Below are 24,081 nucleotides of genomic sequence, written 5' to 3'. Positions count from 1 at the left end.
TCCACCGTAGTCAGGAATTTCTATTTCCGTTTTCCGGGGCGTTTTCATTTCGTTTTGCTGCTGTGTCTCTATTCTTTCCGCTTTCCCTTCCGGCGTCAAATCGGCGTGTTTCCTGCCGTTTGACTCTCGGTTGGGATCGAGGTGGGAATTTCGACCCGCCCTGTCTCCAGAGCAACCCTTCAAACTTACTCCCCCACCCGCTTTGCGTCAAAACGGGCTTCGGTGAGGGCATGGATATGCCCGGCACGTGGAGTGGATCTTGGGGTTCCCGTGGCGCAAGCGATCTCTCGCGCCCTCGGGCTTGGAGAAGACTACGTTCACCCTCCTACGTCGTCAAATCACGGCACCGCCGGCCGACCGCGCCCCCGCCGGACCGCCGGAGCACGTGACGCCAGGCCTCGAACACGGCCGCTCACCTGCTGTGCCGTACCGGCGTCTCAAGAGAGGCATTCCCTCCAGTCCCATATAACCCTCACATCACACCAGCCATTAACACCCCACTCGTCCCACGAGACCGGTAAGCCCACCGGAGCGGAAAAAGGACGATTTCCTTTTCGAGCGGGTAGGACCACCGGGGTGGCGGAGAGAGCAATGCCCCGGACGGTGATCGTGCTGCTCGGGTTGGCCGGAGCGGTGATCACATTGGCCGGGTTGCGGGCGGTCGGTTCGATCGCCGGACCCGTGGTGCTCGCGTTGGTGTTGGTGATCGCCGTGGCGCCTCTGCGGGGGTGGCTGACGCGGCGTGGGGCTCCGAAGTGGGTGCAGGTGGCGGTGCCGCTGCTCACCGTCGTGTCGGTGCTGCTCGGGATGGCGGCCGTGCTGACCGTCTCCATCGCGCAGCTCGCGACGCTGGCGCCGCGCTATGCCGGGAAGTTCCGGGGACTGGTGGCGGACGTCCAGGGGTTCGCTGGGCGGTTCGGGATCAACAAGGAACAGGTCGACAAGGCAATCGCGTCGTTCGACCCGGCGAAGGTCTTCGAACTGGTCCAAGGATTGCTGGCGGGTCTGCTCGGGGTGGCGTCGAGCCTCTTCCTCATCGTGGTCCTGTTGCTGGCCATGTGTCTCGACGCACCGGTGACGTCGCGGGTGGTGGCGTCGGGGGCGCGGGAGCGGCCGCATCTAGCGCGGGCGCTGACGGAGTTCAGCCGGAAGACGCGGCGCTATCTGCTGGTCTCCACCGTCTTCGGGCTGCTCACGGCACTGCTGGACGTGGTGGCGCTGGTAGTGCTCGGGATTCCGCTGCCGCTTTTGTGGGGCGTGCTCGCCTTCATCACCATCTACATCCCCAACATCGGTTTCGTCATCGGGCTGGTGCCGCCGGCGATGCTGGGGCTGCTTGAGGGCGGCTTCCAGGAGATGCTGCTGGTGGTGCTCGCCTACTGCATGATCAACGTGGTGATCCAGTCGTTGATTCTGCCGAAGTTCCTGGGCGACGCCGTGGGACTCTCCACCACGGTGACACTGCTGTCGCTGATCACGTGGACCTTCGTGCTGGGGCCGCTCGGGGCGATCCTGGCGATTCCGCTGAGTTTGTTCGTGCGTGCCCTGCTGGTCGACAGCGACCCCTCCGCGGGCTGGGTGGCGGCCCTGATCTCCGCGGAGGAGCCTAAACCTGTCGGAGGTGGTCCTTAGTCGCGCTTGGTGCCGACCGGCTCAAGCGGGGTGCCTGGGTCGGGGGGAGTCTGCTTGGGCTTGCGCCGTTCCCAGGGGAGCGCGAAGGCAAGGACAGGAAGCAGCACAATGCTGGCCCGCGCCCAGATCGAGTGGAGTTCCCACCAGGTGTCAGTGTCGAACTGGGTGAGATACATGTATCCCGCCGCCGCCCACAAGGAGGTGCCGAGAATCACGGGCCACGCGAAGCGGGTGGGGCGGGCCACCAGGAACGGCATGAACCACATCAGATACTGCGCGCCGAGGCGGGGGGTGACGATCATGAAGGCCAGCAGGATGGCCGTCGTCAGGTCGACGGGGTCGGCACGCCGCCAGAAGAAGGTCACGAGCAGGATCGTGCCGTAGATCAAGTAGGTGCCGAAGCCGACAAGATCGGGCCTGAGCTCCCAATTGCCGCCGACCACAGTGGCGGCCCATCCCCAGTCGCCGACGATGGGGCGGATATAGCGGAGCTCCTTGATGAGCTCGGGGAACCGGCTGAACGACGTGCCCGCGAAGATCGGCAGGGTGACGAGGAAGAAGACGGGCGCGATGCCGGTGGCGACGAAGGCGACGGCGCGGCTGCGCAACCCGGGCAGCAGGAGAAGCATCCCGGGGATAAGCCAGATCGGCCAGCTCTTCGCACACAAGGCAAGGCCCATGAGCAGACCGGCGTAGAGCGCGCGGCGCAGGTCGGGCCGCTCGGTGGGGAGCGGGGTGACGGCGCGGCGCAGGAATCCGGCCGCGCCGTACGCCGTGAGGCCGCTTCGCAGGTGCTGGAACGCTTCGCGGGGTTCCATGGTGATGCCGCGGCGCTCGGGGTCACCCGGCCCGCGGGCGACTACGAAGGCCGCCACGCCGAATACAAGCGCTACGGGTTCGACCTGGCCGTGAACGGAGGCGACAAGCAGGGCCAGCGGATTGCAGGCGTATTGGAAGGCGCGCAGCGACGCGGTGCGCCCGCCGGCGAGTTTGCCGACCAGCGGGATCAGCACGATGTCGGCGACCACCGTGACGAGCCGTCCGCCGATCTCCCAGGGGATTCCGAGCCAGAGCAGCAGCGCGTAGACGTAGGGAATGGTGGGCAGGAAATGCCACCGGGAGTCGGTGTCGAGGACGGGGTCCTGACGGTTGAGGACCGCCTCTCCTGCGGGTTTGAAGCTCTCCACGAAGTCGACCGGCTGCCAGGTGTCGTCCGCCGAGAAGAGCATGATGGCGACCCTGAAGCCTATGCCGACGGCGAGGGCGGTCAGGAGGGAGGGCCTCCAGCCTCGCCATTGGGCGACTAGGGCGAGCACGACACCTGTGACGAGGATGAGCCCCGTTTGGATTGCGTAGTCCATGGCGCGCCCTAGCCTGCCGGACCTCACGCCGAGCTTCCACTCAAGCAGCGAAACTGGACCGCCACTCACAGTTTCCATAACGGTGCGCGACAACCATGTGACCGGACGTTATCGACACCCGTCCCGCCGAAGACATCGGCGGGGCGGGCACGACACCCTGGACGCAGGAGCGCGGACCTAGGGAAGAGCGTTGAGGTAGGCCCGGTGCTGCCGGGAGAACTCAAAGTTGTTGTACTTATCCCAGTTGATGGACCACGTCATCAGCCCCCGCAGATCGGGGTAGACGCCGCGCGGACGGTAAGGCCCGCAGTTGGTGCCCTTCGACAGGCAGTCGAACGCCTTCTGCACCTCGGCCACGGTGGTGAACCCGTTGCCCGCCCACGGAGCGGCGGGAAGTCCGATGGCGACCTGGTTCTGCTGCAGCGGCGGGAAGACGTTGGCCGAGTTGCCCATGATGGGGAATCCGGCCAGCAGCATGTCGGTCATGGCCACGTGGAAGTCGTGGGTGCCCATGGTGTGGAACTGGTCGTCGAGCCCCTTGATGGGCCCGGAGTTGTAATCCTGCACGTGAAGCAGCGTCAGATCGTCGCGCAGGGCGTGAATGACGGGCAGGTAGGAAGCGGCCCTGCGGTCGGCCGCGCCGTTCGGGCCGGGGCCGTAGAACTGGTAGCCGAGCTGCACGAAGAACGTCTCGGGGGCCATGGTGAGCACGAAGTTCTGCCCGTAGCGCGCCTTCAGGGTGCGGATCGCCGCGATCAGGTTGGTGATGACGGGCGTCGTGGGGTTCCTGAAGTCGGTGTCGCTCGGCTCAAGGTAGAGCGAGTGGCCCTCGAAGTCGATGTCGAGCCCGTCGAGGCCGTACTTGTCGATAATGGCCGACACCGACTGCACGAACTTGTCGCGGGCCGCGGTGCTGGTGAGCTGGACCTGGCCGTTCTGGCCGCCGATCGAGATGAGCACCTTCTTGCCCTGGGCCTGCTTCTCGCGGATGCCGGCGATGAATTCGGCCTCGGGCTCGACGTTGGGGCATTCGGCGGCGGGGCACTGCGAGAAGCGGATGTCGCCGGAGGTGACGCTGGTGGGTTCGCCGAAGGCGAGGTTGATGACGTCCCATTCGCTGGGCACGTCACGCATCCTCAGATATCCGGAGCCGTTGGCGAAGGACGCGTGCAGATATCCGACGAGCACCCGCTTGGGCAGCGGGCCTGGCGGACGCGGGTCATTGTTCCTCGGGGTGGCGGTGACCGACTGGCTCTTCGGGGACTCCCCCGCCGCGTTGAAGGCGCTGACCTCGAAGGTGTACGGCGTGCCGATCGTCAGCCCGGTCGCGGTGTAGGTCGTGCCGGTGACCGTCGCGACCTTGGCGCCGCCCCGGTAGACGTAATAGCCGGTCGCCCCGGCGACGGCGTTCCAGGAGAGTTTGACATCCACGACGTCGGAGGTCACGGTGGGCCGCGCCGGTGCGGGCGGCGGCTGGTCCTGGCCTGCCGGGCCGTCGAGGGTGACGTCGTCGGCGTTGTAGGTGCCTTGGCCGTACCACGTGTTGACGTAGATCGTCACGCTTGTGGTTGCCGCTCCGGTGGTGAAGGCCAGTGACGCCTGCTGGTAGGCGCCCGGCGAGGAGACCCAGGTGTTGCGGTCGGTGACGCCGTTGCCGTTCACGCCGACGAACACATAACTTCCGCGCAGGCGGGCCGCGAGCGTGTAGGCGGTGTTCGGCTGCACGGTGACGGTCTGCGAGCAGCGGGCGAAGTCGCCGCCCTGGGCGGTGGCCTCCAGGGCGGCGGTCCCGGCGTGCACGGGGGTGCTCACGGTTTTGGCGGTCGCCCCGCAGGTCCATCCGGTGAGCCCGTTTTCGAAACCGGAGTTCGCGGCGATGTTGGCGGCGAGGGCCGGAGTGGCGCTGAGGGCGGTCATACCGACCGCGAGCGCAAGGGCTGCGGCTATTCGTGGAATTTTCACGCTGTTCCTCACTTGGGAGCCCGGAGACGAACCCCTGCGTCTCCGGTCGGGAGAGAGAAGCGGATCTATTTTTCTCAGGCCGGCCCCGAGGGGCCGGGCGGTTGACAAGGACCTCGCGGCGTGCGGCTCACGCCCGTAGGCCGGCCGGGCGTGAGCCGTACACGTTTAGGTGGGAGGGGTTAGAAGCCGGCGCTGATGCGGGTGAACTCCCAGTCGGGCTGGGCGATCCCGCTGCAGGTCGAGGTCACGCCGCCGCCGGGGCAGGGGCGGTCGCGGTTGACCGCCCAGAAGGCGAGCCGGGCGAGGCCGCGGGCCTTGGCCCAGTCGCGGATCGCGGTCCAGTCGGCGGTCGAGGTCATCTCCTGCTGGTCGGACAGGCCGTTCATGCCGGAGATGCCCATGTGGCTGTACGCCTGTGCGTCCGTCCAGCCGAAGGCGGTCTTCAGCGCGGCCTTGAGTGATTCGGAGGCGTTGATGGTGTCCTGCCGCACGTTCGAGCTGCCGAAGTCGAACGGCATGATCGTGAACACGTCGATGCCGGCCTGGAGCGCCGCCGCCTGGTTGATGAGGCGGATGCCCCAGGGGTTGGGGCCGGTCCTCGTCGTCCCGAAGGTGAGGATCGTCTTGATGCCGGGGTTGTTCTGCTTGACGATCTTCAGGGCGTTGAGGACACGGTCCTGCACGACCGCGTTCTCGAACTCGTCGGTGTTCTCGATGTCGACGTCGATCGATGTGAGGTTGTAGGCGTCGATGACACGCTGGTAGGCACCGGCGAGCAGTTGCGGTGTCGCGCAGTTCGGCCCGAGCTTGTTGCCGCTCCAGCCGCCGATCGACGGCACGACATCGCCGCCCGCGGCGCGGATCTGGTTGATCGCGGCCTGGTCGGCGCCGCCGAGCAGCGGACGCTGGCTGTCCCACGCCGGGTTGCAGCCGTTCTGCGCGAGGATGAAGGCCATCGTGAAGTGCTTGATGCCGGTGGCGTTCATGACCGTCGCCGGCGACGGCGGGTTGCCCCACCCGAGGAAGAGGTACGGCGCGGCCTTGCCCTGCCCCTGCGGGCATCCGATGGTGGACCCGGTGACCGCGGCGCTGGCGTTCGACTCACCTTGCGCGTTGTACGCCTTGACGACATATGTGTGCGACTCGCAGGTGCCGAGTCCGCCGATGGTGGTGGACGTGCCGGGGCCCGTCCATTTCACCGTGGTGCCCTCATAAACGCGATATCCGGTCGGGGCACCGGCGGCGGCGTCCCAGGCCAGCGAGATGCCGGTCTCGGTGCTGCCGGTGACCCGGAAGTTGACCGGTGTGCCGGGTCCGTCGCCGCCGTCGCAATTGCGGTCGTTGACCCGGCAGTTGAGAGGTACGGCACTGCCGGGTGAGGCGATGAACCCGAAACTCACCGTGGCTCCGGGAGCCACGGTGCCGTTCCACCCGACGTTGGTGAAGGTGAAGTGCGTGCCGCTGCGCGTGAGCACAGCGTCCCATGCGGAACTGACGTTGCCCCCCGCGGGCAGGTCGAATTCGACCTTCCAGCTCGTGATCGGAGCCGGCGTTTCGTTCTTGACGGTATATCGGCCTTCGAAGGCCGAGCCCCATTGCCCGACCTTGGTGAAGGCCGCGGTCACGTTGGCCGCGTAGGCGGGAGTCGTCGCGACGAGTACGCCGGCGGTGGCCAGTAGCAGTGCGAAGAGGATCCGTAAGTTACGCATGGGCGCTCACCAACTCACTAAGGGAGTGTTGCGAGGTGCGGTTTGACGGTGCGCGAGAACTGCCAGTTGTGCTGTGCGTCCCAGTTGATGGACCAGGTCATGGCGCCACGGATGCCCGGGTAGGCGCGCGGCGGCACGAAGGTTCCGCAATTGGTGCGCTTGGCGAGACAGTCGAGAGCGTTGTTGACCATGGACGGGTTGATGACGCCGCCGCCCGCCGCGCCGGGTCCGGCCGGGACGCCGAGGGCGACCTGGTCGGGCCGGAGTCCGTTCTCAAGCTGGATGCAGGCCAGGGCGGTGAGGAAGTTGAGCGTGCCCTGGCTGTAGGCCTGAGCCTGGTCGCAGCCGAGCATGCCGCCCGAGTTGTAGAACTGCATGTGGACGACGGTGAGGATGTCCTTGATGTCGAGCGCGAGCTTGAAGTACTCCATGCCGGTGCTCTGCATGTCGATGGTCTGCGGCGCCATCGTGATGATCAGGCTCGGTCCGGCCTTGGTCCGCAGCGCCTTCAGGGCCTGGCCCATGTAGGTCGCGTTGAGGCCGTTCTCCAGGTCGATGTCGATGCCGTCGAAGCCGTAGTCCTGCATGATCGCCCACACGCTGTCGGTGAAGGCGGTCGCCTCACCGGCGCTGGCGACGCGGACCCGGCCGAGCTCGCCGCCGACCGAGATGATGACCTTGTTGCCCTTGGCCTGCTGGGCCTTCACGTCGGCCCGGAACTGAGCGTCGGTATATCCGCCGAGCGCGGTGGACAGCGCCGGGTCGAGCTTGAACTCGACGCGCCCGGGGGTGGGCGTGGCGTCGGCGAACGCGATGGCGATGAGGTCGTAGTCGTCGGGCACCTGGCTGAGCTTCAGCGGCGTGGTCGGGTTGGTGAAGTTCTGCCAGTAGCCGGTGATGAAGTTACGCGGAAGCGGGTTGTCCGGGCAGCCGGCGGTCTTGGCGGTGATGGTGACCGGACCGGACTCGCCGACTTCGTTGTACGCCTTGAGGACGTAGTCGTGGGACTCGCAGGTGCCGAGGCCGGAGATCGTCGCGGTGGTGGCCGTCCGCCCGACGGTCGCCTTGACGACGTTGCCCTCGTAGACCTTGTAGCCGGTCAGCGGGCCGTTGCTGTTGGCGTGCTTCCAGTTCAGGGTGATGCTGTTGCTCGTCGACGTGGAGGTGAGGTCCGTCGGCATCTTGGGCGGGCCGAGGCAGCCGATGGTCTGGATGGTCACGGGGTCGCTCGCGACCGACTCGCCGGCGGAGTTGAAGCCCTTCACCCTGATCTCGTAGGTGCCGCAGGCCTGCAGCGAGATCCTGGCGGTGGTGGCGGTGCCGTTCACGGTGGCGATGGGGGTGGTGCCGGTGCCTTCGTAGACCTTGTAGCCGGTGACGGTGCCGCTGGAGGCCGTCCAGTTGAGGATGAAGTCCACGGGGGTGGTCCCCGCCGGCTGGAAGGTCGGGGTGCCGGGCTTGCCGGGCACCTGCTCGTTCACGCCGCCGCAGTCGGCGCCGTTGATCTTGCAGTTCTGCGGCACGGCGCCGGCTCCGCCGGGCGTGCCGAGGAATCCGAAGGTCAGGGTGCCGCCGGCCGGGATGTTGCCGTTCCAGCCGAGGTTGGTGAAGGTGACGTGCTGGCCGGTCCTGGTGACGGTGGCGTCCCAGTGCGAGGTCACCGAGTGGCCCGCCGGGAGGTCGAACTCCACCTTCCAGGAGGTGATGGCGGCGGCTGTGCCGTTCTTGATCGTGTATCTGCCCTCGAAGCCGGAACCCCAGTCGGAGGGCTTGGTGAAGGTCGCCGTGACGGAGGCGGCCTGGGCGGGCGCCGTCATGACGACGAGGGACGCCGCCGCGAAGATCGCGGCAACGACGAACCGAACAAATCTCATGCGTACCTCATCTGAGTACGGAATTTGAACATGTGCGGCAGACCACGCGGACCTGGCATGAGCGCGTGGAGGGGTGCCGTACGGCCGGCCGGGGGATGCGCGCCGAGGCCCGTGACCTCGGCGGGGCTTGGCCGGCCGTACGGCGGGGCGGGCGCGGCGAGAGGTTCCGCGCCGGCCCTGGCTCAGATCAGCGAAGGCCGTTGTCGAGGGCCGTCATGAGGACGCCGGTGTCTCCGGTCATCTCCCAGATCATGCCGCCGAGCAGGCCTTTCGCCTTGATGTATTCGGTCTTCTTCTGGATCGACCAGGCGTCGTCGAACGACCACCACTGCCCCCCGTTGCCCGTATAGCAGTACGTCGCAATGGCGACGGTGTCGTGCTGTACGGTGCAGCCCGGCACGGCGGTGGCGATGTTCTTGTAGCCCCGGATGCCGGCCTCCTCGGGGAAGTCGCCGGGTGCGGCGCCGCCCGCCGTCTGCCATTCGCCGTTCCTGCCGCCCGCGGCCACCTGTTGCCAGCCTCTGCCGTAGAAGGCGAGCCCGATGGTGAGTTTCTTCGGGTTGACCCCGGCGTTGAGGTAGTGCATGACCGCCTTGTCGACACTGAAATCGGTGGTGTAGGGGCTGTCGGGGTCCAGGTAGAGGTTGGCCTGGTGGCCCGTGCGGTTCGGCTCCCAGCTGTTGTCGCTGCCCGAGCCGTGGAAGTCGTAGCCCTGGATGTTGGCGAAGTCCAGGTAGTCGAAGATCCGGGAGATGTCCCATCCGGCGTCGATCTTGACCGGGTCGGCGGGGGTGAACGCCGTCAGCAGGTAGTCCTTGCCGTTGGCGGCGCCAAGCGCGTCGAGCTGGGTGCGGAACTCCTGCAGAAGCAGGGTGAGGTTGTTCTTGTCGGCCGGGCTGATGTGGTTGCCCGGGTGCCCTTCGGCGTTGGGCCACTCCCAGTCCATGTCGATGCCGTCGAACACCCCGGCCGCCGCGCCGGCGCCGCCTCGGCCGTTCACCACGGGCAGGTTGCCCTTGATGTAGATGTCGAGGCAGGAGCGCACGAGCGCCTGGCGTTTGGCGGGGGTGGAGGCCGCGTCGGAGAAGTACTTGGAGTAGGTCCAGCCGCCGAGGGAGATCAGGAACTTCAGGTGCGGGTGCTTGGCCTTCAGTTTCTTGATCTGGTTGAAGTTGCCGGCGAGCGGCTGGTTCCAGGTGTCGCCGACGCCGTCCACGGAGGTCTCGGCGCCGAAGACACGCTGGTAGTCGGCTTCCGCGTCACCCGCGCCGTCGCCCTGGTTCGGGTCGTTGGGGTTGGGTGAGGTGCCGCGCGTGACGCCTTGCAGGCAGGTGTGCTGAGTGGGGTGCAGGTTGCCGAAGGCGTAGTTGACGTGGGTGAGTTTGGCCGCCGCGCCGGTGGTGTCGAGGTTCTTGATGGTGTAGCCGCGACCATAAATACCCCACTGCACGAAATATCCGACCTTGACGGCGGGGATGGGGTCGGGAGGCCCGGTGGTACCGGTGACCGGAGAGCTCTTGGCCGACTCGTTGTTCGCGTCGTCGCGTGCCGTCACCGTATACGTGTGCGGGCTGTTCGGCTGAAGCCCGGTGATCGTGGTGATGGTCGAGGTGCCAGCCACCGTCGCGACGATGGTCGTGCCCTCGTAGACCCGGTAGTCCTTGATCTGACCGCTGTTGTCGGTCGACGCGTTCCAGGCCAGGCTGATGGTGCTGCCGGAGGTGCCGGTGACGCGGAGATTCGCCGGTGTGCTCGGCACCACGATGTCCGGCGGTTCGGTCCTCGTGGTGAGCGCCGACGACTGGGCCGACTCGTTGTCGCTGGTGTCCCGGGCCGAGACGGTGAAGGTGTAGCTCGTCGACGCGTTGAGGCCGGTGACCGTCGCCGTGGTGGTGGGCGCGGAAATCGTCGCCACCAGGACGCCGCTCCGGAAGACGCGGTAGTCCTTCACCGCGACGTCGTCGGCGGAGGGGTTCCAGGCCAGCTGGAGCGAGGTGGAGGTCTGGGAGATGGATCGCAGTCCGCTCGGCGCACTCGGCGGGGTGATGTCGCCGCCGCAGGGCGCCCCGTTGAGCTTGCAGTTCTGCGGTTCGGCAGCCGTCCCGCCCGGCTGACCGAGGAAGCCGAAGCTCACGCTCCCCCCGGGAGCGATTGTGCCGTTCCAGCTCAGATTGGAGAAGGTGAAGTGCTGACCCGCCCGGGTGAGGCTCGCGTCCCAGAAGGAGCCGACCGCGATGGGGGCCGGGAGGTCGAACTCGACCTTCCAGCTCGTCATCGGCGCGGTGCCGTTGTTGCGGATCGTGTAGCTGCCTTGCCAGCCGCTGCCCCAGTCACCCTGCTTGGTGAACGTGGCGGTCGGGGCGGCTGCGAAGGCGGCGCCGGGGACGAGGAGGGTGAGGAGGAGGCTGGCTGCTGTGGTGAGGACAAGTAACGGCCATTTGCGTCGCATGATCACTCCCGGCTGGGGGGGGAATCATTGAGCGCTCTTCGCGCGCTGACGGCCGGCGGAGGCTGACAGCGGCCTTACTCGGCCGGGGGCGGCCTCGTGTTCCGGCTCGTGACCGGAGGAAGAAGGCTCACGGGGGGTGAACGTGTCGTACGTTGACACGGAGGATCAGGCGCATTGGTCAGGCGGAGAACAACAGGTGTTTCCGCAGGTGGATATGTGCTTTCAGGGAGGAGACCGGGCCATCGGCACTCCTGCTTTCCTCAACTTTTAGGAAAGTTTCCTAAGAGTTGTGGCGATCGTAGCTTTGACAAAGCTGCACCACAAGGCCCAAAACGGGCATAGGGCCGAGTAGACATTAAGTCAGGATTAACCACGCCTTAGGAATAGAAACAGCCGTCCCGAACCGGAGGTCCGGGACGGCTGTTTCCGGGGGTAAGAACCCCTTCCACACGGGCCACCGCCACTGCGCCCAAGGCGTCGGGCCACGACCCGCCACGCCGTACGGCGAAGCCCGCATGATCGGTCGCCCCGGCCCTCGCCAAGCGCGGGCTGCGCCGTACGCGCACCATGCCCCGCAGAAGGAGAAAGGTGCCGCCTCAGAAGACGTACATGCCGGCACACCCGCCGACACAACCCGCCGACACAACACCCGGCCGAGACGACAACCCGCCGACACGACAAACCGGGTACGGCTCGCGCACCGCGCACAAGGCGCGCGAGCCGTACCCGGAACCGGTGTCAGGCGACCGAGAAGCCGCTGAAGAGCAGAAGCGCCAGCCCCAGCGCGAGCACCAGGTTGACCACCGTGGCCGCGGCGAACACCACGACGGGCCGCCACCCCGCCTCACGCAGCGACGAGACCCGGAACTCAAGGCCGATGCTCACGAAGGCCAGGATGAAGAACCAGACCCGCAGGTCGTTGGCCACGCCGATGACCGCCTTGCCCTCGGCGGCGGCGACCGTGGAGAGATACCAGGTCGCGATGATCGACGCGGCGACGAAGCCCAGCACGAACTTGGGGAACCTGTGCCACAAGTCGGCGAGGCGGGGACGGCCCGCCGCCGGGTCGCGCTCGATGCGGAAGGCGAAGTAGGCGGTGAGCGCGATGGCCACCACACCCATCAGGGCGTTCTGGGTGACCTTCACGATGCTCGCGACCTGCAGGCTGTCCTCGCCGACGAGCGCCCCGGCCGCGGTGACGGCGGCCGTCGTGTCGATGTTGCCGCCGATCCACGCCCCCGCGACCTCCGGGCTGAGCCCGAACGCGGTGGCGAGCCACGGCAGCAGGAAGATGGACGGCAGCGCGAAGACGATCACCAGGCTCGCGCTGTAGGCGAGCTGCTCGCGTTTGGCCTGTACGGCTCCCGCCGCCGCGATGGCCGCGCTGACCCCGCAGACCGCGACGGCGGCCGACAGCAGGGCGCGCAGTTTGTCGGGGAGCCCGAATCTCCCGCCCAGCCACCAGGTGAACAGGAAGACCGAGCTGATCAGCACGGCGCCCTGGAGGACGGCGGGACCCGCGGCGGTGGCGATGACGCTCAGATTGATGGAGGCGCCAAGCAGCACGAGGCCGGTCTTGATGAAGAACTCGGTGCGGAAGCCGCCCGCGAGCCGCTCCCTCAGCCCCGTCGCGGTGAGCAGCGCGTTGCCGAGCAGGCCGAGAACGATGGCGTAGACGGGATATTCGACGGCGGCGGCGAGGTCTTCGAGGGCGGTGCCCTCGAAGACCTCCGGGACGGTCTGTTCGAGGGATCGGGTCGCGGCGGCGAGGAGCAGCACCACCACGACGCCGAGCGTCGTGAAGACCGCTCCCCCACCACTCCGCTCCTCGGCCCCGACGCCGGTGTCGGAGCGGGCACCTGCTTCGGAGCCGAGGTCGGAGCCCGTGTGGGCCACGGCGCCAGCCGCAGGATCGCGTCCGGTGTTCCGGTCGGCGGTCGTCACGGGATGATCCCTGGCGGGATCACACCCAGGATGACCAGGACCAGCAGGACGAGTCCGACGACGGTCGCGACCCAGTCCTCACTGATCCGGAAGGCACGTGCACGGTTGTCGCCCATCACACCACCCCTTACCGGACCGGACGCGAATTCATAGTAAACAAGTAGGGATTACCGGTAAAGCCCTGCGGCGGATTACGTCTGAACCAGAGTGAACACCCCCGCCGCGACCAGCGCCACCGCCCACATGCGGTCCAGGTTGAACCACGCCCGCCGCAGGATCGTCACACCCGCGACCTCGTACACGATCACCGCTATGACCCCAGCGACCACGAACATCGCGAGCGTGTGCAGGGCGGCGACCCCGAGCCCGCCGGACATCGCGTGCCCGGCGTGACCCGTGTGGGCGGCGGTGAAGACCGGCAGCAGCATGAGCCCCGCCCCATGTGCCGAGGACATGAGGAAGGACCACGCGGCGAGTTGCGGAAGCGACAGGTTCATGCCGACCCAGCGGAAGTGCCGGGACGACAACAACCGCCACAGGCCGAACCCGACCAGCACCACCCCGGCCACGATGGGCAACGCGCGACCGGTGATCAGCGACCCGGTTGCCCCGACGACGAGCGCGACGAGGGCCACCGAGCCGAGGTGGCCGGCGGCGATGACCGGAAGCGACTGCAGGAGCCGGTCACGGCTGCGCTCCTGCAGCCCCCTGGCGACGGCGAACAACCACCCCATCGCGGGGTTGAGGCCGTGGAATGCCCCGAGCAGGAGCACAGCCGTGAGCGTCACGGGAAGCAGTAGGAGTCGGAGGAGGCGTCCCCGCCCTGCAAACGGGTCTGGTGCGGGCGCAACCCCCGGAAGTCATCCCCGTTCGGGAAGAAACGCTCGTCAAAGGAGAACGTTCCACCCGCCGGGTCACTGTCGATCTTCGCCAGCCAGGCGCCCACCCCGTCGGGGTAGAACTGATCGTCCCACGACCCGTAGAGCGAGTTGCTGACGTAGACGCGCCTGCCGTCCCGGCTCACCTCGACCATCTGCGGTCCCCCGGCCAGCGGCACACCGGGGGCGGCGGGGTGCTCGGCCCGGCCGACGATGCCGCCGATGCGCAGTGACCCGGTCTCCACCGGATTGAAGGGGTCGGTCACGTCGAAGCGCTTCAGCTCGCCGGTGCCCCAGCAGGAAACGTAAAGGGTGGAGTCGTCGACCGACAGGTCGATGTCGGTCACCAGCGGCGGCACCGCGCCGAACGGCTGCAGGATCGGCGGCAGCTTCTCGGCCGGGGCGGGTTCGGCCGGGATGTCCACGACCTTGCGCACGGCCCACTGCTTGCCGTCCTTGTGCCACACCCAGATCGAGGCCGAAAGGTCCTCGACGCTGGTGACCACGCCGACGAACCCGTAGGTCTTGGTGGGATCGTGGGCGGGACGCAGCTCCAGCGGCATCTGATATTGATCGCCGAGGTCGACCTCCTGCACGTGACGCCGCTTTCTTAGGTCCCAGAAATGCAGCCGGTGACCGTACTTCCTACCGAGCAGCAGCTCACCGACCACACCGTCCTCGACCATGGACGGGGTGCCCCACTCGGAGGTCACGAGCACGTCGTGGTTGATGTGCCACCAGAAGTCGTAGGCGAGATATTGCGACCCGCGGTCGTGCTCCCACTGACCGAGCACCTCGAAGGTGGTGTGGTCGAGCAGGGCGATCCCGCCGGGCCCGTCCTCGCCGTTGGCGCCGCCGAGCGCCGAGACGTAAAGGCCCTCGGGACCGCAGTGCACGGTGTGCGGTCGTGAGTAGCCCGCCCGTTTGGCCAGCTCCTCCCCCTCGATGACCTTGACCACCTGCGGGCTGACGACGTCCTTGGTGTCGAGCACGTAGATGCGCGAGGAGCGCAGGCCGGGCACGATGAGGTAGCGCCGCTCGACGTGCGGGTGCGGGGCGTTGGGGCAGAGCGCGCTGCTGCACGCGTTCCACCCGAAGTGATGGAGTTCATCGCCCACGAAGGGCAGGTCCGTCCATCCCACCACCGTGCCGTAGGCGGGCGAGTCGGGATCGGTGTCGAGTACGGCTATCGCATCGGGCCGGCTGGCCGACCGATCGAAGGCCGCGACGTAGGCGAGCTTCTCGGCAGGGGCCGCCGCGGCATCGCGGGGCGTGGGATAGAACGTGGGATCGGGCTTCCACAGGCTCATGGGTTCCAGCATCTTCCGCTATTTCCTAGCCAGTCAATAGGAAAGAGCGCGTGTCGCGATCATGCCGCTTATGCATATGGACCTTTGCCGTGAACGGGCGCTCGGCTATCAGCAGGCGTACGGAGGGACGTTTCGCCGCCAAACCCCACCATCAGGCGATATATCGCGGGAAACGTTGATGAAGGTGTTGCTCCAGGCAGGTAGCGTTATGTCACTACCTTTCCTAGCTGGAGCAACACCCCCATGTTCTTCGGTATCACCGACATCTGGGCCTACGTCCTCGCCGCCTTCTTCATCATCCTGCTTCCCGGCCCGAACTCCCTGCTCGTTCTCGCCACCGCCGCCCAGCGCGGGGTCGCCGCGGGTTACCGCGCCGCCGCCGGGGTGTTCATCGGCGACATAGTGCTGATGTTCCTGTCGGCCGCCGGGCTCGCGTCGGTGCTCAAGGCCAACCCGGCGCTGTTCACCATCCTGAAGTACGCCGGAGGCGGCTACTTGATCTGGATCGGGGTGCAGCTCATCCGCTCGGCCTGGAAGGCGTGGCGCTCGCCCGCCGCGACCGGGAGCTCGCCTCAGGCGGAGACTGCGCCTCGGGCAGAAGACGTGGTCACGAACCCGTTCCGCCGGGCCATGGTGATCAGCCTGGTCAACCCGAAGGCCATCCTGTTCTTCGTGGCGGTCTTCAGCCAGTTCGTCGACCCCGCCTACACCGCGCCGGCGCTGTCCTTCCTCATCCTCGGCGTGATCCTCCAGGTGTTCAGCGTGCTTTACCTGACCATGCTGATCTTCAGCGGCACCTACCTCGCGGCGCAGTTCAGGCGGCGGCGCAAGCTGTCGGCGGGCCTCAGCAGCGGGGCCGGAGCGTTGTTCGTGGGCTTCGGCGCGAAGCTCGCTACAGCAACGCTGGGATAACGAGGAGTACGTATATATAGGCATATAAGCAGGTAGATCATCTAGTCGTTATGTCACAGTTGGATCTCGGGGTCAGGTAGCGTTAGCTGGCGCCTTGCCGGGCCGAAGCGGCCGACCCCCTTACGGAGAGCCATGACCAACGCCCCCATCACCCTGCCCAGGCTGACCGTGCTCGCGAAAACCGCGGCACCCCGCATCCTTGAGGCAGTGGTCGCCCCCCTTGCGGTGTTCTACGCCGCATTGACGCTGCTCGGCGAGACGGGGGCGATCATGGCTGCGGTCACCTGGGTCTACGGCGGCATCGTCTACCGGTGGATCCGGCGGCAGCCCGTGCCCGCCACGATGTTCCTCGCCGCGCTGGCGATCACCGCCCGCGCGGTCCTCGGCCTGTGGACGGGCAGCGGCGTGGGCTTCTTCCTGCCGTCCGAGCTCGGCACCGTTGTGATCAGCTTCGCCTTCCTGGCTTCGGTACGGCTGCGCCGCCCGCTTGTCGAGAAGCTCACGCTCGACTACATCCACCTGCCCGCCGCGGTGCTGAGGAACGAGCGGATGCGCCGCTTCTTCGCGCGCATCACGCTGCTCTGGGGGTTCGTGCTGCTCGCCAACTCCGCCGTGAGCATCTGGCTCCTGCTCGAGGCCTCGCTGGGCTCGTCCTACCTGCTGGTGCGCACCGGCGCGGTCGCGGTCATCAGCGGACTGGCGATAACCTTCTCGATCTACGCGTTCCGCCGGGTGCTGCGCCGCCTCCACGCCGAGAGCCGCACCCGCCCCGCGGAGCTGACCGCCTGATCCACGGGATCAGGGCGCCCCGAACCGGGAGTTCCGGACCTTCTCTCTCCGCCTCTGGTAGGGCGTCACCCTCTAACTAAGGTTGGGGGTAGATCGGCCATAGGTGCGATGTGTCGCCTGCTTCTACAGCCATACCGTTATTTCGGGGGAACGGGGATCAACCCGGAAAAGGCCCTGGGGGAGTCCCCCGGGGCCTTTTCCGGGGACTTCCCGGATGTCCCCGCTCGGCTCCGGGCGGCAGGCTACTGGGCGTTCGCCTGGACGGCACCACCGGATCCGTCCCAGAAGCCTCGACGACCGGAGTTCGCCGATCATGTCCGATGCCATCATCGACCTGCTGCGTGAGGTCATGACCTCACCGTGGGTCTACGTCGCGCTGTTCGCGGTCGCCTTCATCGACGGCTTCTTCCCGGTGGTCCCCGGCGAGACCGCGGTCATCACGGCCGGTGTGTTCGCCGCGACCGGGACCCCCAACCTCTTCCTGGTCATCGCCGTCGCCTCGCTCGGCGCCTTCTGCGGTGACCACTTCTCCTACTTCCTCGGCCGCACCTCCGGCACACGCCTGCGCGCCAGAGCCAAGGGCAAGGCCGCCGCCGCGTTCACCTGGGCCGAACAGGCCCTCGCCGAACGTGGCGGCACCGTACTGGTCATCGCGCGATACATCCCCGGCGGCCGCACCGCCACCACGCTGACCATGGGCGCCTGCGGCTACCCGCGCCGCGCCTTCGCGTTCTACGACGCGATCGCCGCGGTGAGCTGGGGCGTCTACTCGGGCCTCATCGGCTTCTTCGGCGGCATGGCCTTCAAGAGCGACCCGATCAAGGGACTGCTGCTGGGCCTCGGCATCGCGGTGACCGTCGCGGTGGTGACCGAGGTCGTGCGCCACTACCGCAAGAAGCGCGCCGCCGCCCTCGCCCCCTCCGTCGAATCCCCGGAGCCTGTCGCGTCGAACTCCGGTGGATCTCAGTGAAATCCCCTATGGCCCTTCCGGCCGCCGGGGGAGACGCTGGACCTGTGATCGTCAGCAGAGCAACGGAGCACCGTATGGTCATCTCTCTCGCCGAAGCTCCCGCGATCGACCGCGACGGGCCCCGTGACGGGCAGGCCGATCCCACGCTCGACACCGCCGGCACACCCACCGCCGCCGCGAGCGCGCGGGGCGCACTCGCCCCCGCGCCCGCCGCCATCACGTTCATCCCCCCGCAGGGATCGCCCCTGGCGGACCCGGTCGTGACGACACGGCGGCGGCGCGTCCTGATCGCCGCCGACACCTACCCGCCGGACGAGAACGGCACCGCCCACGTCGTCCACCGCCTCGCCGCCGGGCTGTCCGCCCGCGGCAACGAGGTCCACGTCGTCTGCCAGTCGGCCGACGGGCGCAGCCGCGTCGAGATGATGGACGGCGTCGTCGTCTACCGCCTCAAGTCGGCACCCGCCCCCGTCGGGAAGCGCGTCGCGCTGCCGGTGCGCCTCGACCGTCTCGTCGCCGGCCTCGCGCCGGACGTCGTCCACGTGCACGGGCACCTCGTCGTGGGCAGGGCCGCCATCGCCGCCGCGCGCCGGCGCAACGTGCCGGTGGTGGCCACCAACCACGTCATCCCCGACCCCGTGCTGCACACCGCGCTCCCGGCGGGCGGGCTGCGCACACGCCTGCGCAGCCTGATGTGGCAGGACCTCGCGCGGGTCTTCGACCGGGCCGACGTCATCACCACCCCCGCCTCCGGCGTGCAGGGGGTGCTGCCGGGGCGCGCGTTCGGGCGGTGGGTCGAGACGGTCTCACCGGGGGTCGACCTGATGAGGTTCCGCCCGCGCCTCGAACCCCGCGCGTGGGCGCGGAACCGCTTCGGCCTGCCCGACCGCGACACCGTGCTGTTCGTGGGGCGGCTGCATGAGGACAAGCGGGTGGACGAGCTCATCCGGGCTTTGCCGTACCTCCTGAAGGAGACCGACGCGCAGCTCGCGATCGTCGGCTCCGGCAGGCGCAGGGGGGCGCTGGAGCGGCTGGCGGAGCGGCTCGGGCTCGGCGACCGGGTGCATCTCCTTGGGTTCGTGCCCGAGCGGTCGATGCCGCAGGTCTACGCGACGGCCAACGTGTTCGCCATGCCCGGGTCGTCGGGCTTGCGCACCAGCGCGACCCTGGAGGCGATGGCGTCTGGCCTGCCCGTCGTGGCCGCCGACTTGCCCGCTCTGTCGCATCTGGTGCACGACGGGGAGAACGGCCACCTCTATGCCCCCGGCGACGTGCGGGTGCTGGGGCGTCATCTGGCGAATCTGCTTGACGCGCCGGACGCGCTCGAGGCCCTAGGACAACGTAGTTTCGAATTGGCGGCCGGTTACGGGGAACACGTGACATTGAGCCGTTTCGAAGAGATCTACGCGGAGGTGGATCGGTGATCGACCTGGCCTATGCGGTCGGCAGTCTGGTGCTTGCGGGGGGCTGCCTGGCCGTCGCCTACCGCCTCGCGCTGTCGGAACCCGTGCGCGGCGCCGCCAGCCGGGTGCTGCTCGTGGCGGTCGCGGCCGGCCTGGTGCTCGCCGTCATCTTCCCCGAGGGCCCCGGCCCCGGCACGGAGATCCACCCGTGGGCCACCGCGCTGGTCGTCACCGGCCTGCCGTGCGCCGCCTGGATGCTCGCCCGCGGGCGCGCCCCCCACATGCTGTGGTGGGTGCTGCGCGCCGCGAGCGTGTCGGCGGTGCTGCTCCTGGCCGTCATGCTGGCCGCCCGCCCCGGCTCGGTGCTGTCCGACCTGCTGGTCGGCACGGCGCCGATGGACCTGCTGGAGCGGGCCCTGGTCGTGGTGGAACTCGTGCTGGTGCCCCTCATGGCCTTCGCGGTCTTCCGCCCCCCTGCCCAGCCGGCCCCAGAGAACCACCACGACACCCGCCCCCTGAACTCCCTGGCCCGCCCTTCACTGCACGGGTTCGATCAGCAATAAGGGCCGGCGACCGGCTTTTAGGATTGACCGCATGCGCATATTCACCGTGGACGCTTTCACCGATGTGCCGTTCCGGGGCAATCCCGCGGCCGTCTGTCTGCTCGACGAGCCCGCGGGTGAGGGGTGGATGCAGGAGGTCGCCGCCGAGATGCGGCACTCGGAGACCTCCTTCCTCGTCGGGGGCGGCTCGCCCTACGGGCTGCGGTGGTTCACGCCGGCCGTCGAGGTGGCGCTCTGCGGGCACGCCACGCTGGCCAGCGCTCATGTGCTCTACTCGCTCGGGGCTGATGGGCGGCTCGACTTCGACACCAAGAGCGGCCGGCTGTCCACGCGTCAGGCTGAGGACGGGCTCATCACCATGGACTTCCCCGCCAAGCCCGCCGTGGAGACGGCGCCGCCCGGGGGGCTGCTCGACGCGCTCGGAGTGCGGGCCGTGTGGGTGGGGCGCAGCCAGTTCGACCTGCTGGTCGAGGTGGAGTCGGAGGAGGTCGTGCGTTCGGCGGCCCCCGATGTCGAGCGGCTGCTCTCGGTCGACGCCCGGGGTGTCATCGTGACGGCGCGCTCGGCGACGGGCGAGGCGGACTACGTCTCGCGGTTCTTCGCGCCGCGAGCGGGCGTGGCGGAGGATCCCGTCACGGGATCGGCCCACTGTGTGCTTTCGCCATATTGGACCGAGAAGCTCGGGCGGGCGGAGCTGACGGGAGCGCAACTCTCGGCGCGGGGCGGCGTGGTGCGCACGACGCTGCGCGGCGACCGGGTCGAGCTGGGCGGGCGCGCGGTGACGGTCTGGTCGGGCGACCTGCACGTCTGAGGTGTGGATCTTTTGGGGATTCCCAGAGAGTTTCCCCATTGACCCTATAGGTAATTAGGGGAAACGATGGGGGGCGCATCCCACCGAACGGAGTTTTGCATGAGTGTCACCGACGCGCTCCTCTCCCACGCCGAAAGCTATGCCTCCGCTTTCGACAAAGGTTCGCTGCCCCTCCCCCCCGCCAAGGGCCTGGCGATCGTCGCCTGCATGGACGCCCGCATCAACGTGTATGCGATCCTCGGGCTCTCCGAGGGCGACGCCCACGTGATCCGCAACGCGGGCGGCGTCATCACAGCGGACGAGCGCCGCAGCCTCGCCATCAGCCAGCGCCTCCTCGGCACACGCGAGATCATCCTGATCCACCACACCGACTGTGGCATGCTCACCTTCACCGACGACGACTTCAAACGTGCCATCCAGGACGAGGTCGGCATCAAGCCCGACTGGGCGGGCGAAGCCTTCACCGACCTTGACGAGGACGTCCGCCAATCCGTGGCCCGCATCGTCGCCGACCCCTTCATCCCCCACACGGACCAGATCCGCGGCTTCGTCTACGACGTCACCACCGGCCACCTCCGCGAGGTCAAATCCTGACCTTCCCGACCTCCCGCCCCGCCGGACGACCGGGCGTCCGGCGGCGGCAGATCGAAAGCCAACCCCACGGCAGACCGAAAGCCAACCTGTCGGCAGATCGAAAGTCAACCCCGCGGCAGACCGAAAGGCCAAGCATCAGAATGCCCTGGTGAGACAGGGAATCGACCTCGCTCCTCGCCGCACCGTGGAGCTCGAAAAGCACCAGGGTCAGGCCGGGATCTTCTCTCGGGGGGACTGGCGTTTGGGCTGGGGCTTCAGGTAGGCCCATTGCCAGGCGGCTTCCATGGGGCCTCGGGGGAAGCGGCGTAGCCAGAGGGTGGCGGACACCATGAGGAAGGCGCAGATGGCGGTCCAGGCGCCTATCACCCACCAGGGGCGGGCGGAGGCCAGGGACTCGGCCAGGTTGAGGCCCCAGGAGTAGCAGAGCAGGCCGGCCACGAGGTTCTGCAGCATGTAGGACGTCAGGGCGGTGCGGCCCACGTTGGTGAGGGCCGTGCGGAGGACGCCGGGGTGTTCGCCCAGGCGGAAGACTACCGCCGTGACGAGGGCGATGAGGCCGGCGGCGACGAGCGGAGCGGCAAGGTAGCGGTCGGCGAGGAACAGTGCGGGGTGGGTGAAGCTCGTGGCCACGTTGAGCGGAAGGCCTGCACCGAGGCCGACAACCATGACGCGGGTGCGGAGGGCGGCACCGCGGGTGGAGTTCTCCAGGATGCCGGCGCGGTAGAGGCGGGATCCGGCGAGGAACATCACGATGCTCATCGGGATGATGAACACCGACTCGATCCGATAGGTGAAGGGCTCCTTGATCCGGGTCATGACCTGGTCGAACCAGGTGCCCTGGATGGTGCCGATGGTGCCGAGGTCGGGCGCCGCGGTCCCTCCGGCGAAGGCGGCGGCGGTCGCCGCGCCGATCATGAGCAGGTGCAGGGCGGCCATAGTGGTCATCCAGGCGCGCACGGCGCGGTCGCTGCGGCCGACCAGGTAGGCCACGATGACCGACGTCACGGCATAACCCATGAGCACGTCATATTCGAAGATCAGGATGTAGTGCAGGAGCCCCTCGACCAGGAGCAGGGCGGAGCGCCACAGATACCACCCGGGCCAGCGCATGCCGCGCCGCAGCGCCGAGCGATATTGCAACTCCAGGCCGATGCCGAACATCAGCGTGAGCATGCCGAGGAATTTGCCGTTGGCGAGGAACCTCAGGACCGACTCGACGTCGAACGCCGACGCTTCCCCCCCACCCCCGAACGGCATGGTGAAAATCCAGATATTGGTGCCGAGAGTGCCCAGGATGGCGACACCCCGGAGCACGTCGAGCGCGTCGATGCGTTTGGTGGCTGTGGTCACCTATCCACGATCGGCCACGGATCGGGGGCGGGCCTCACCGCCGGGACCCAAATCGATGTACACATTTCGAGGACCCCGGATAATCCTTTAGTAGGAGTCCGCACCCGACGAGCGACTACATCTCGTACGGCATACGCCAACAAATCCGGCGTATGCCGTACGATGATCTTAGGAGTCGAACCCGAGGCCGAACCGGTCGAGGGTGCGCAACCAGAGATTGCGTTTGCCCTGGTGGGCGTCGGCCTGAGCGATCGACCACCGGGTGAACTGGATCACTCCCGACCTGACGGGCTCAGGCGGGAAGGGCACGGGCTTGTCCTTCACCATTTGCAGCCGGGTGCGCTCGGTGGACTCCCCCGACAGCATGTCCAGCATCACGTTGGCCCCGAAGCGCGTCGCGCCGACACCCATCCCGGTGTAACCGACCGCGTAGGCGAGGCGGCCTTCGTGGGCGGTGCCGTAAAACGCGCTGAAGCGGCTGCACGTGTCGATGACCCCGCCCCACCGGTGGGTGAAGCGCACGTCGTCGAGTTGCGGGAACGTGGTGTAGAAATGACGGGCCAGCGTGACGAAGGTCTCGTCTCTCTGATCATATTCAGGGCGGATCGCACCGCCGTTGTAGTAAACGGCGTCATAACCGCCCCAGAGAATGCGGTTGTCCTCGGTAAGCCGGTAATAGTGGAACTGATTGGCGGAGTCGCCGATGCCCTGCCGGTTGTGCCAGCCCACCCGGTCGAGTTGAGCGGCGGACAGCGGCTCGGTCATCAGCGCATAGTCGTAGACCGGCACGAGAAAATGCTTGAGCCTGCGTAGCAGGGGCGGGAAGACCCCGGTGCCGAGGGCCACTCTCGCGGCGCGGACCGATCCGTGCGGGGTGCGCAGCTCGATCTGCTCGCCGTCGTCGCGGAGGGATCTCACGGGGGTGCGCTCGTAGATGCGCACGCCGAGCGAGAGGCACGCCTCACGCAGGCCCCAGGCGAGTCCGGCCGGGTCGAGCATCGCCCCGCCGCTGCGGTCCCAGTGCCCGCCGACATAGGTGGGTGAGTCGACCTCCGCGCGCACCTGCGCCGCGTCGAGCACGACGAGGTCCTGCCCGAGCTCGCGGGCGAGGTCCTCGTGCTCGGCCATGGAGTCGAGCTGCCACTCCTCGGTGGCGACGTGGAGCTCGCCGGTGCGCTCGAAGCCGCACCGGATGTCATGGCGGGCGAGGCTCGCCTCGATCTCGTCGAGGTTCTCACGGCCGAGCCGTTCGAGCGTCGCGATCTCCTCGGGCCAGCGGTCGAGACCGTTGGCCAGCCCATGGGTGAGGGTCGCCATGCAGAATCCGCCGTTGCGCCCGGAGGCGGCCCAGCCGATCCTGCGTCCTTCCAGCAGGACCACGTCGAGGGACGGGTCTCGCTCCTTGGCCATCAGGGCGGTCCAGAGCCCTGAGAAGCCTCCGCCGACGACGACCAGGTCGGCGCGTGTGTTGTCGAAAAGCCGCCGCAGCGGCTCGGGACTGGCCGGACTGTCCAGCCAGAACGGCTTGCGCTCCGCGTCAGCAAGCGCCTTCAGCGGATCCACAATTTCA

At 67.8% G+C, this 24,081-nt stretch carries 18 protein-coding genes; 8 read left to right on the top strand and 10 right to left on the bottom strand.

Annotation, left to right across the window (positions count from 1 at the left end; translation table 11 throughout):
- Positions 1 to 591: 591 nt before the first annotated feature.
- Positions 592 to 1,632, top strand: coding sequence for an AI-2E family transporter (locus tag Ssi02_RS08375; RefSeq protein ID WP_204022905.1), 1,041 nt, complete (start codon positions 592 to 594; stop codon positions 1,630 to 1,632).
- Here the strand turns inward: Ssi02_RS08375 and Ssi02_RS08370 are convergent.
- The 8 genes from Ssi02_RS08370 to Ssi02_RS08335 form a co-directional block, all read right to left on the bottom strand.
- Positions 1,629 to 2,993: a putative hexosyltransferase gene (locus tag Ssi02_RS08370; protein WP_204022903.1), complete on the bottom strand. Its 1,365-nt coding sequence runs from the start codon at positions 2,991 to 2,993 to the stop codon at positions 1,629 to 1,631. The two genes, Ssi02_RS08375 and Ssi02_RS08370, sit on opposite strands and share 4 nt — an antisense overlap.
- Before the next feature lie 177 nt (positions 2,994 to 3,170).
- Positions 3,171 to 4,955 carry a chitinase gene (locus tag Ssi02_RS08365; protein ID WP_239128706.1) on the bottom strand — a complete coding sequence of 595 codons (1,785 nt, stop codon included), beginning with the start codon at positions 4,953 to 4,955 and terminating at the stop codon, positions 3,171 to 3,173.
- 179 nt (positions 4,956 to 5,134) lie between these two features.
- Positions 5,135 to 6,664 carry a cellulose binding domain-containing protein gene (locus tag Ssi02_RS38590; RefSeq protein WP_239128705.1) on the bottom strand — a complete coding sequence of 510 codons (1,530 nt, stop codon included), beginning with the start codon at positions 6,662 to 6,664 and terminating at the stop codon, positions 5,135 to 5,137.
- A gap of 17 nt (positions 6,665 to 6,681) precedes the next feature.
- Entirely contained in the window at positions 6,682 to 8,538 is a 1,857-nt protein-coding gene (locus Ssi02_RS08355) for a cellulose binding domain-containing protein (protein ID WP_204022901.1), read from the bottom strand.
- A 187-nt stretch (positions 8,539 to 8,725) separates the two neighbouring features.
- Positions 8,726 to 10,987, bottom strand: a complete 2,262-nt coding sequence (locus tag Ssi02_RS08350) for a glycosyl hydrolase family 18 protein (protein ID WP_204022899.1) — start codon at positions 10,985 to 10,987, stop codon at positions 8,726 to 8,728.
- A gap of 738 nt (positions 10,988 to 11,725) precedes the next feature.
- Complete coding sequence (locus tag Ssi02_RS08345) at positions 11,726 to 12,931, bottom strand: YeiH family protein (RefSeq protein WP_239128704.1); 1,206 nt, start codon at positions 12,929 to 12,931, stop codon at positions 11,726 to 11,728.
- Between the two features lie 191 nt (positions 12,932 to 13,122).
- Positions 13,123 to 13,719 carry a hypothetical protein gene (locus Ssi02_RS08340; RefSeq protein ID WP_373870100.1) on the bottom strand — a complete coding sequence of 199 codons (597 nt, stop codon included), beginning with the start codon at positions 13,717 to 13,719 and terminating at the stop codon, positions 13,123 to 13,125.
- Positions 13,716 to 15,119 (bottom strand): selenium-binding protein SBP56-related protein, encoded by a 1,404-nt coding sequence (locus tag Ssi02_RS08335; protein ID WP_204022897.1) that lies wholly within the window; start codon positions 15,117 to 15,119, stop codon positions 13,716 to 13,718. Before Ssi02_RS08335 ends, Ssi02_RS08340 begins: the two co-directional genes overlap by 4 nt.
- A 243-nt stretch (positions 15,120 to 15,362) precedes the next feature.
- Here Ssi02_RS08335 and leuE point away from each other — a divergent pair, with 243 nt between their 5' ends.
- The 7 genes from leuE to Ssi02_RS08300 all read left to right on the top strand — a co-directional run bounded on the left by leuE (position 15,363) and on the right by Ssi02_RS08300 (position 21,161).
- Complete coding sequence (gene leuE / locus Ssi02_RS08330; protein ID WP_204022895.1) at positions 15,363 to 16,031, top strand: leucine efflux protein LeuE; 669 nt, start codon at positions 15,363 to 15,365, stop codon at positions 16,029 to 16,031.
- 132 nt (positions 16,032 to 16,163) lie between these two features.
- Positions 16,164 to 16,820 (top strand): VC0807 family protein, encoded by a 657-nt coding sequence (locus tag Ssi02_RS08325; RefSeq protein WP_204022894.1) that lies wholly within the window; start codon positions 16,164 to 16,166, stop codon positions 16,818 to 16,820.
- A gap of 313 nt (positions 16,821 to 17,133) precedes the next feature.
- Positions 17,134 to 17,790: a DedA family protein gene (locus tag Ssi02_RS08320; protein WP_204022893.1), complete on the top strand. Its 657-nt coding sequence runs from the start codon at positions 17,134 to 17,136 to the stop codon at positions 17,788 to 17,790.
- A gap of 74 nt (positions 17,791 to 17,864) precedes the next feature.
- A complete protein-coding gene (locus Ssi02_RS08315; protein WP_204022892.1) occupies positions 17,865 to 19,214 on the top strand; it encodes a glycosyltransferase in 1,350 nt (449 codons plus the stop codon).
- Complete coding sequence (locus Ssi02_RS08310; RefSeq protein WP_204022890.1) at positions 19,211 to 19,756, top strand: DUF998 domain-containing protein; 546 nt, start codon at positions 19,211 to 19,213, stop codon at positions 19,754 to 19,756. Before Ssi02_RS08315 ends, Ssi02_RS08310 begins: the two co-directional genes overlap by 4 nt.
- Positions 19,757 to 19,787: 31 nt before the next feature.
- Positions 19,788 to 20,567 carry a PhzF family phenazine biosynthesis protein gene (locus Ssi02_RS08305; protein WP_204022888.1) on the top strand — a complete coding sequence of 260 codons (780 nt, stop codon included), beginning with the start codon at positions 19,788 to 19,790 and terminating at the stop codon, positions 20,565 to 20,567.
- Between the two features lie 99 nt (positions 20,568 to 20,666).
- Positions 20,667 to 21,161 carry a beta-class carbonic anhydrase gene (locus tag Ssi02_RS08300; RefSeq protein ID WP_204022886.1) on the top strand — a complete coding sequence of 165 codons (495 nt, stop codon included), beginning with the start codon at positions 20,667 to 20,669 and terminating at the stop codon, positions 21,159 to 21,161.
- A 207-nt stretch (positions 21,162 to 21,368) separates the two neighbouring features.
- On the opposite strand, the gene Ssi02_RS08295 is transcribed toward Ssi02_RS08300, so the two are convergent.
- Positions 21,369 to 22,511 (bottom strand): DUF418 domain-containing protein, encoded by a 1,143-nt coding sequence (locus tag Ssi02_RS08295; protein WP_239128703.1) that lies wholly within the window; start codon positions 22,509 to 22,511, stop codon positions 21,369 to 21,371.
- A 168-nt stretch (positions 22,512 to 22,679) separates the two neighbouring features.
- On the bottom strand, positions 22,680 to 24,074 hold the full coding sequence (locus Ssi02_RS08290) for an NAD(P)/FAD-dependent oxidoreductase (RefSeq protein WP_204022884.1): 1,395 nt from the start codon (positions 24,072 to 24,074) through the stop codon (positions 22,680 to 22,682).
- Positions 24,075 to 24,081: the final 7 nt, after the last annotated feature.

It is taken from the genome of Sinosporangium siamense (assembly GCF_016863435.1).
Taxonomy (GTDB): Bacteria; Actinomycetota; Actinomycetes; order Streptosporangiales; family Streptosporangiaceae; genus Sinosporangium; species Sinosporangium siamense.
Note: the sequence above shows the minus strand (reverse complement) of the source record. Positions and strands in the feature narration are given on the sequence as shown.

Excerpts from the sequence above, each read along its gene's own strand:
- leuE (WP_204022895.1), top strand. The coding sequence starts at position 15,363 with ATGTTCTTCGGTATCACCGACATCTGGGCCTACGTCCTCGCCGCCTTC.
- Ssi02_RS08325 (WP_204022894.1), top strand. The coding sequence starts at position 16,164 with ATGACCAACGCCCCCATCACCCTGCCCAGGCTGACCGTGCTCGCGAAA.
- Ssi02_RS08300 (WP_204022886.1), top strand. The coding sequence starts at position 20,667 with ATGAGTGTCACCGACGCGCTCCTCTCCCACGCCGAAAGCTATGCCTCC.
- Ssi02_RS08370 (WP_204022903.1), bottom strand. The coding sequence starts at position 2,993 with ATGGACTACGCAATCCAAACGGGGCTCATCCTCGTCACAGGTGTCGTG.
- Ssi02_RS08320 (WP_204022893.1), top strand. The coding sequence starts at position 17,134 with ATGTCCGATGCCATCATCGACCTGCTGCGTGAGGTCATGACCTCACCG.
- Ssi02_RS08350 (WP_204022899.1), bottom strand. The coding sequence starts at position 10,987 with ATGCGACGCAAATGGCCGTTACTTGTCCTCACCACAGCAGCCAGCCTC.
- Ssi02_RS08335 (WP_204022897.1), bottom strand. The coding sequence starts at position 15,119 with ATGAGCCTGTGGAAGCCCGATCCCACGTTCTATCCCACGCCCCGCGAT.
- Ssi02_RS08355 (WP_204022901.1), bottom strand. The coding sequence starts at position 8,538 with ATGAGATTTGTTCGGTTCGTCGTTGCCGCGATCTTCGCGGCGGCGTCC.
- Ssi02_RS38590 (WP_239128705.1), bottom strand. The coding sequence starts at position 6,664 with ATGCGTAACTTACGGATCCTCTTCGCACTGCTACTGGCCACCGCCGGC.
- Ssi02_RS08305 (WP_204022888.1), top strand. The coding sequence starts at position 19,788 with ATGCGCATATTCACCGTGGACGCTTTCACCGATGTGCCGTTCCGGGGC.
- Ssi02_RS08315 (WP_204022892.1), top strand. The coding sequence starts at position 17,865 with ATGGTCATCTCTCTCGCCGAAGCTCCCGCGATCGACCGCGACGGGCCC.
- Ssi02_RS08375 (WP_204022905.1), top strand. The coding sequence starts at position 592 with ATGCCCCGGACGGTGATCGTGCTGCTCGGGTTGGCCGGAGCGGTGATC.